Raw genomic sequence first — 8,233 nt, 5'->3', positions numbered from 1 at the left:
GGTATTTAGCTTATGGAGCATTGCGGCGATTTTTCTTGAGTCTGCGAGGTTTTCCTCGTAGCTATAGTTCGCCATTTGCTTCATCCAGTTCATGTCGCCTCCGGCGCAAAAGCTGCTCCCCTCGGCCTGTAAAAGCAATGCGCGGACTGTTTTGTTGGCGGCCGCGCGCGAAAATGCGTCTTGAAGCTGCTGGATCACTTCATTATTGAATGCGTTATGAGTGATTGGTCGGTTCATTGTTATCGTGGCGAGCCCATTGTCCGCTACGTTGTACAGTACATCAGCGCTCATTTTGTCAAGCTCTCTCTAGCTGCTTTTATTGATTTGCATGTCAATAAAGAGACGATAACATGCCGCTTTTTGCTTGTCTATTGAATTGTACTCATTAGCGGCTTGCTGGTATTTGTCCTAGCTGGCTTATATAGCTAGTGAGTGCGGGGTTTTGCTAGGAGCGCCGATTGCAGTTAGCCGTAAACAAATAGCAATTATTGCAATTTCATCAATAGTGGTGCCGGTGCTTGGCGGCGGTGCTGTGGTTGTGGGGCGGGCTGCATGCGGACAGCTTAAGTAAGGAATAGTTGCGTGAGTGTGCATAGTGCACAAGTCACTGGGTTCGAGGAACTGTTTGCCTAAACCCAGTCTAATCCTCCATCAATTCAACGGAGAGACATTGCGATGAATATATCTAAGAAGCAGCTTATCGGGCTTGGTTTAGTGGCGACGATGGCGTCATTTCAGGTTAATGCCAAAGAGTTTAGTTATACCTATGTGGAAGGTGGCTTTTCCGATGTGGATATCGATCATGACGATGCTGACTATGTCTATGGCGGCGGGTCACTGGCGCTCGATAAAAATATCTTTATCCGTGGTTCTATAGGTAATCTCGATGTCGATAAAAACCTCGAGTTTGATACCGTCAGCGTCGGCGTTGGTCACCCTATGAAAATGTCTAGTCGCAGTGATTTAGTGTTGGCCTTGGACTACAGCTTTGCAGAATCCGACAGTAAAAAGCCGGCTTGGGATAATGTTGATGTAGATACTTTAACCGGTAGCGTGATGAGTCGGACTTGGCTGACTAATAATGTAGAAGGCAATTTATTGGGCGGATTGGCCCACCGGGATGCTGATTATGGTGGTACTGACACGGGTGCTATTTTGGGTGCCGGTATTCGGGTTTACGTGGTTCCGCAATTCTCGGTAGGCGCCAATATCAGTCGAAGCTTTATCGGTGATTTAGATACCGATGAAATTGGGGTGAATGCACGTCTGCAATTTTAATATGTGCTTTAGATTGACAGGGCGCTAAAAGCGCCCTTTTTTAAAAGGTGGCTTTCTCTGTGAATAAGGGGGATAGTTTAACTTGTGAGAACAAGTAGCATCGTTAGTTGTAGCGTAGAAAGAGCAATGATGTAGGGTGCTTCTTAACCTTTCAGGTAGTATTTTTTTTTGAGTGTCGAGTAATTAGACGCATACCCTCAGATAATTGATACAGTCAGATCCAATATTCAAATCGGAAATGGTTGTGGCGAAATATATCGGTAACTCCTTATTTGGTGCATCTTTGCGACAGTGCCGAAAGGAGCGCAATTATTCGCAGCAACTTGTCGCGGCGGCTGCGGGTATATCGAGTCGGCATCTCAGTTTTGTCGAATGCAATAAAACCGGCGTTAGCCGGAAAACCTTGAACCGAATTTTTGTGGTTTTAGAGCTGAGTTTGAGTCAGGAAGACATGTTGTTGAACTTGGCTGGGTTCGCCTCGGCTGGTGCGTCACCTAACGACATGGATATCGCCGGCGCCTTGCCGTGGCCATTACAGCAAATATTAGATTTATATAGTCCGTATCCTGCGTATTTGTTGGACCAACACCTAAATATTCTATCTATGAACAAAGTGTCTGAATTGTATCTTGACTATTTCGAAGTGGATTTGCGGTTGTTTAATGGTAAGCCAAATTTATTATTGTCTATCGTTCATCAAGACAGCTTAAAGCCCTATTTGTCTAATTGGGGTGATGTCGTTAGGAGTCTTGTGTGGCGACTGCGTCTTCAGGCTCAGCAGACCGCAGAAGCTGGGGTGTTTGCGAGCCTAGAGCGTGAGGTCATTGCGGTCGTCGGTGTGCGTGATGCCTTGCGGACAGAGCCAAATCCGTTGGCGCTACATGGCTGCAATAATGTTTTTGTTGGAATTGGTGGAGCGAGTGCTGAATTTACGCATGTGACGAGTAATTTTCATGCTGATATTGATGAGGGAATTTCGATTCAGTATCTGATTGAGTCGTTTGTACCTACAAATGAAAACTCCACGGCAAAGTTCTCAGATTACCTTGCACTGCCGAAATCAACTAAGCTGCGTTTGAGTGTTCGCGATACCATTATGGCGTAGCTCGGCCGCTATTTTAATCGGCAAAAATAGTGCAGTCTCTCCCTGACGCCTTAGCTTTATAAAGTGCGTTATCTGCACTTGCTACTAAGTGACTTAACTGAATGTCTTTCGTCGCTTTTGTTTGGCTAATCCCAATGCTGACGGTTAAATGGTGATTGTCAAAGTTTATCGACCTAGCTAAGTCGTGAATGCGCTGAGCGCAACATTGCGCGGCGGCTCGATCGGCATCGGGAATGACGATAATAAACTCCTCACCGCCATAGCGGCCGATAATATCTGAGCTGCGTCCTGATTCGTTTAGTATTCTGCCTAGCTGTTGGAGTATGTGGTCGCCAAAGAGGTGGCCGTGTTTGTCATTAATCGCCTTGAAAAAGTCTATGTCTATAAACAGTAGCGCTAATTCATGTGCGCTGCGTATCGTTTGGCTAAGTAAGACTTCGCTTAAGCGCATTAACTCTCGACGATTTTTCAATCCTGTAAGTTCATCTATGGTGGCCAGCGAGTTTAGGATCTCTGCCTGGGCCTCCAAGTGTGCGCGAGTGGAAATGAGTTCATCATATAATTTGTCGCGATTAATAGATGGCACTATTGTCCAGTACAGCAAGCCTGTTTGGTCGGGTGTACTGCGCACGTAAGCGACAGCGGGTAAGCGTTCACCATTGCCTTTTACTAGGGTGATTTGTGTTTCTTCGCAGCGACCTTCAATGCTGATGATTGGGAATAGGTAGGAGTCGCAAAAGATACGTGATGCTCTGGTGAGCAGTACATTGATATCCTTGCCAAGTAATTGAGCCTCATCCCAGCCGAGCTCCGTTTGGAGGTAGCGGTTTGTGAAAATAATTTCCCGTCGTCTATTACTTACCAGTAATGCACATAAAAAATTATTGGCGAACTGCTTTTCTAGAATTGTTGATGCAAGATGAGTGTTAGCTTCCATTTGGATGCCCAGTGCGGATTGGCACCATAAAGGCATCGATAATATGGCTGATATCGTCAGGATTTGTCATGTGTAGGCAGTGGCCATGGGCATCTACGACGTGAAGTTCACAATTTTGGATTTGCTGATTCATATACTCGCCAATACCTAGTGGCGCCAATGTGTCGTCCTGGCTTTGGAGTAATAAACACGGTAGTGGAGTAACTTTTAGCAGTGATCGACGATCTTCAAAGAACGTTGCCTTGGCAAAATTCTTGGCGATAACCGGATCTGTTGAGCAGAAGCTGCCGGACAGTTCGTCGAGAAAACTTTCCTTGTTTACTACGCCTAAAACCAGTGGCGCAAGGTAATTTGCCCAGCCAATATAGTTTTTGTCCATTAGTGCAATCAGCTCCTCAAGATCCTCCCTTTCGAAGCCCCCCATGTACTCCGGCGGGTGATTCAGGAAACAAGGGGAAGGACAAATCATCGTCAAGCTGGAAAATAGGTCGGGCCGAGCAATTGACGCAATGAGTCCGATCATGCAACTCACGGAGTGACCTATAAATGCCGCGTCTCGCAATTGCAGTGCATCACAAATTTCAATGATGTCTTGGCTGTAGCCGTCAAGTTGGCTGTAGCGTTTGGATGAATAAGTAGAAAGCGTTGAGTTTCCCGAGCCGACGTAGTCGAATAAAATTATGCGGTATTTTTTTTCGAAGGCGGGTGTTAGGAATCGCCACATATTTTGATCGCAGCCGAAGCCGTGTGCCATTACCAGGGTTTGATCACCGCTGCCAATTATTTTGACATTGTTTCGAAGTAGGATGTCTATGTCTGGCATCTGTTTTCCCTTGTGCGTAATGCATTTAATTGCGGGAAGAGATCATAGCCTGTACATGATGGGAATTTTTAAGCTTACGATATGCTGGCTCTGATAGATGTAAGTAGATACCCTTAAAATTATTGTTGGCGGTGTTTATGGTAATACGATGGTTAAACAGAACTGAACACCTTATTGTTTGACGATTACCGTATTTCAATAATGCGCCCAGTTCTGTTTGATTACTGATATATCACAGTGTCGCTCGCTGTTGAAAGCGCTGCTTTTTCCGATAAGGGAATACATCGGCAACATAGCCATTGCGAATAATTTCCTGTAGCCCCTGCCAGTAAGCTGGGTCATAGAGGTCGCTGTGTAATGCATCAAATACTTTTTTCGCGCGTTGGTTACCTGAGAAGAATAGGCGAAATTCCTCAGGGAAAACATCTTCTGGTTTGACTTCGTACCATGGTTGGCTGGACATGGCTTGTTCTTCCGTTTTCGGCTCCGGTAGGCTGCGAAAGTTGCAGTCGGTGAGGGGGCAAATTTCGTCATAGTCGTAAAACACCACACGGCCGTGACGGGTAACGCCAAAGTTTTTGAGTAGCATGTCGCCGGGAAATATATTACCCGCCGCCAATTGCTTTATAGCATTGCCGTACTCGCCCATTACACTTTCCAGCTGCTGCTCGTCGCAGTCTTTAAGATAGAGATTTAGGGGGACCATCTTGCGTTCGATATAGACGTGTTTCAGGAGCAGGGCGTTGCCGCTAACACTGACCTTAGAGGGTGCTTCTTTCTCAAGCTCCGCGAGTAATTCATCGGAGAAACGGCGACGGTCAAAGGCTAAATTATTAAACTCTTGGGTGTCGGCCATGCGTCCGCCACGGTCCCAACGCTTAACCAAGCTATAGCACTTGCGCACATGTTCTTGGCTCATATCTTTGGGCGGTGTAAAGCGATCTTTAATCACTTTGTATACATAGCCAAAGTCGGGGCGAGTGAATACCAGCATCACCATGCCTTTTATGCCTGGGGCGATAATATAGGGCGAGTCACTGTTGGCAGTCTCGTTAACAGCGAAGCGATAAAATTCGGTTTTACCGTGTTTGGGCATACCGATTGCAATATACAGTTCGAATATTTCTTTGTGGGGCATCAGCCGGTGTAAGAAGGCAATGTACTCAGATGGCACCGAGGTGTCGACCATAAAGTAGCTGCGGCTGAAGCTGAATAATATGGAGATGTCATCTGGGTCAGAGAGCACGGTGTCCACAAAAATCGAATTGTTTTCGCTGTGTAGAATCGGTAGTACAAAGGGCATAGTGAAGTCGCCGCTGACAATGCGACCGACTAAATACGCCGCTTTGTTGCGGAAAAATAGCGACTCGAGGGTTTCTACATAAATTTCTTTACTGCGGTCGCGTATCTTGGGGATGAGCTCGCGATTAACGACGTTCATAATGAAGCCGACGTCGCGGTCGAGATCTTCCCAGGGGATATTGAACTCGCAGTCGATGAGTAGTGATTTGGCTATGTCGGCAGCATTGTCGCCGTCAAAACGGTAGCGTCTTAGTATGGATTCGCTTGATGCCGGGGCGCAGTCTTCGACTGAGGTCAGGGCAAAAGTGTGTACGTCGCGAATTTTTTCATGTTTAAAGATGTAGCAATAAATTGAATTAAAAAACGATTGCGCAATTTCATAGTTGTCATGGCTTTGAATGAGCTCGGCATATTCTTGTTTGGCGATCTCCCAGTTGTCCCGATCTTCAACGCTGCCCCCGGTGATGGTGTAAGCGGCTTCGGCGACAATAGCGCGTTTTTGCTTCCATAAATCCAGTCGGTCGCGCATGGCTTTTTGGGCGCCGTGCCAGTCTGCGCCCTCAAAGCGCGCCTGAGCGCCGAGGGTGATGTTCTTGTACTCGGCAAAAAAAGCATCAAAACCATTGAGAATGGCCATGGCAAGGCGACGGGTTACGGCAGTCATGCGTTTGGTTCCTGATTTTATTTCTGTTTGGTGGTAAGCCTAGTCCGGCAGAATGCTGGACGGGAGATGGGCGGCGCTAAAACCAAGTTGGACGTCAGGCGAAAAATCAACAGCAAGGCTTAATTGTGCGCGAGCTGATATTTTCCGACATCCGACATGAGCGCAGCGAATGCCCTAGCGTCTTCCGTCTCCCATCAAGCGCCTCCCGTTAAAGGAAGCAGTCCGCCATCACTTCCATTGCTTCAGGCTGCTGGCAATTTAACAGCATAGTATTTATCTCGCCACGGCTCGATGCTGCGTTCCAGTCTTTGGCACGCTCACGTATTCTCGCTTCAGGGCCAACGAGGGCGACTTCGTCGACTAAGTCGTTGGGGACGGCCGCGCGCGCTTCATCTTTTTTGCCCGCCAAATACAGGTCTTGAATTTTTTCAGCGGCGTCGCCGTAGCCCATCCTTGTAACGTAATCGGTGTAAAAGTTTTTGCCCTTGGCGCCCATGCCGCCGATGTAAAGCGCGAGAAAGTCTTTAATAAAGACGCGGCAGCCATCGAGGTCGTCGTCCATGATGACGCCGACAAAGGGCGCTACGTCAAAGTCAGCTTTGCTTCGGCCGCTTTTTAATAGTCCTTTTTCAATGCTGGGCTGCAGTACTGAGTACTTCTCGGGGCTCATCCATACTGGGAATACGCCGTCAGCGACTTCGGCTGAGGCACTTACGCCGGCAGGTGTTATTGATGCGGTGTAAATGGGGATGCTTGGATCGCCGTGGAGTATCGACTTAAGAGGTTTGCCAAGCCCGGTTGCGCCCGGGCCTTTGTAGGGCATTTGATACATTTTGCCGTCAAACTCAACAGGGCCTTTGCGCTCAAAAATTTCTTTCATGATTTGAATGTATTCGCGGGTCCGGGTTACTGGCTTGCCGTAGGGCACACCATGCCAGCCTTCTACAACCTGTGGACCCGATGCGCCGAGGCCAACGATAAAGCGGCCGCCAGACAGCTGATCTAGGCTCATGGCGGTCATGGCGCACATGGCGGGGCTGCGTGCGGGCATTTGCATAATAGCGGTGCCGACTTTGATCTTAGTGGTTTGTGCCAGAATCCATGCAGCGGGTGTTACGGCGTCAGAACCGTAGGCTTCAGCTGTCCACACGGAGTCAAAGCCCAGTGTTTCTGCCTGTTTGACAGTGTCCATGGGGATAGAGAGTTTTGCCCCAGAGTAGCCGAGTAGTAGTCCAAGTTTCATTGCTTTATCCTTTTATTAGTTAGCCACAGCCTAGTAGATTACGGGGTGTCTGTCAGTGGCTTGCTTGAAATGATTACACCGCTAAGGTCGGCGTATAAGTGATCGCCGGGAAGCAGCGTGGTGCCACCAAATTCCAGAGCTATATTGCAGCGTCCGTCGCCGAGTTTTTCAGTTTTGCGGGGTACGCTGCCCAGCGCCATAATGCCGATGGGCATGGTGGCGAGTTCTTCTACATCGCGTAAATAGCCGTAAATTACTATGCCGCGCCAACCGTTTTCCGCGGCGGCGCGAGCGAGGTTGTCGCCTAAAAGAGAGCGTCGTGGCGAGGCGCCGCCATCAACGACAAGCACGCGATCTTTGCCGGGCTCTTTAACCATTTCCGCGACACGGGAGTTGTCCTCGAAGCATTTTATGGTGGCGATTTCGCCCCAGAAGTGCTGTTTTCCGCCGTAATGGCGGAAGTCGCCTTCGAGTACGCGAACCTTGTCGCCATGTTCATCGCAGAGATCGGGGGTGGATATCGTATTCATAATAACTCCTGCAGTGCTTGGTCGTGGGGAAGCAGCGGAACGCATGAAAAACTACTATGCCTTTTTTTGCGTCGCTCGTCTCCCGTCACGTGTCCGGCAAACGACTTAATTCATTCGCTAATAATATCTAGGTAATCGGCATCGATATCGGTATCGAGATAAGCCATGCCTAATACGCTTAAGTACTCTAAGCGATCGGCGTTCATCAGGTCTATTTCCGGTATGTCGAAACCATTTTCCTGGTAAATACCTGCAAGATAAGCCATAAAGTCTTCGCCTTCTTTGAGCAGTAGCAAGCTCGCGGCACCGACATCAGGCTTTACTTTGGCGTTTAGGTCTTCTGGAAGGCTT

General features: G+C 48.2%; 8 protein-coding genes and 1 pseudogene. 2 read left to right on the top strand and 7 right to left on the bottom strand.

The window, feature by feature from the left end; genetic code table 11:
• Positions 1–291: enoyl-CoA hydratase-related protein (locus ABYT30_RS12270; RefSeq protein ID WP_373096735.1), on the bottom strand; the 291-nt coding region annotated here is incomplete at its 3' end.
• Positions 292–675: 384 nt separating this feature from the next.
• Between ABYT30_RS12270 and ABYT30_RS12265 the strand changes: the two genes are divergently transcribed.
• Together ABYT30_RS12265 and ABYT30_RS12260 are read left to right on the top strand one after the other, a co-directional pair.
• Positions 676–1,278, top strand: coding sequence for a hypothetical protein (locus tag ABYT30_RS12265; protein WP_373080371.1), 603 nt, complete (start codon positions 676–678; stop codon positions 1,276–1,278).
• A gap of 244 nt (positions 1,279–1,522) precedes the next feature.
• Positions 1,523–2,383 carry a helix-turn-helix domain-containing protein gene (locus tag ABYT30_RS12260; RefSeq protein ID WP_373080374.1) on the top strand — a complete coding sequence of 287 codons (861 nt, stop codon included), beginning with the start codon at positions 1,523–1,525 and terminating at the stop codon, positions 2,381–2,383.
• 13 nt (positions 2,384–2,396) lie between these two features.
• On the opposite strand, the gene ABYT30_RS12255 is transcribed toward ABYT30_RS12260, so the two are convergent.
• The 6 genes and pseudogenes from ABYT30_RS12255 to ABYT30_RS12230 all read right to left on the bottom strand — a co-directional run.
• Positions 2,397–3,320: a diguanylate cyclase gene (locus tag ABYT30_RS12255; RefSeq protein ID WP_373080375.1), complete on the bottom strand. Its 924-nt coding sequence runs from the start codon at positions 3,318–3,320 to the stop codon at positions 2,397–2,399.
• Complete coding sequence (locus ABYT30_RS12250) at positions 3,310–4,143, bottom strand: alpha/beta fold hydrolase (protein WP_373080378.1); 834 nt, start codon at positions 4,141–4,143, stop codon at positions 3,310–3,312. Before ABYT30_RS12250 ends, ABYT30_RS12255 begins: the two co-directional genes overlap by 11 nt.
• 232 nt (positions 4,144–4,375) lie before the next feature.
• Positions 4,376–6,109, bottom strand: a complete 1,734-nt coding sequence (aceK, locus tag ABYT30_RS12245; RefSeq protein WP_373080380.1) for a bifunctional isocitrate dehydrogenase kinase/phosphatase — start codon at positions 6,107–6,109, stop codon at positions 4,376–4,378.
• A gap of 208 nt (positions 6,110–6,317) precedes the next feature.
• A complete protein-coding gene (locus tag ABYT30_RS12240) occupies positions 6,318–7,352 on the bottom strand; it encodes an LLM class F420-dependent oxidoreductase (RefSeq protein ID WP_373080383.1) in 1,035 nt (344 codons plus the stop codon).
• Between the two features lie 38 nt (positions 7,353–7,390).
• Positions 7,391–7,882, bottom strand: coding sequence for a ribonuclease E activity regulator RraA (gene rraA / locus ABYT30_RS12235; protein WP_373080384.1), 492 nt, complete (start codon positions 7,880–7,882; stop codon positions 7,391–7,393).
• 110 nt (positions 7,883–7,992) lie between these two features.
• Positions 7,993–8,233, bottom strand: a pseudogene (locus ABYT30_RS12230) (hypothetical protein); the annotation flags it as partial.

Origin of the sequence: Zhongshania sp. (genome assembly GCF_041623545.1) — a bacterium.
In the GTDB taxonomy this organism is placed as follows: Bacteria; Pseudomonadota; Gammaproteobacteria; order Pseudomonadales; family Spongiibacteraceae; genus Spongiibacter.
Note: the sequence above shows the minus strand (reverse complement) of the source record. Positions and strands in the feature narration are given on the sequence as shown.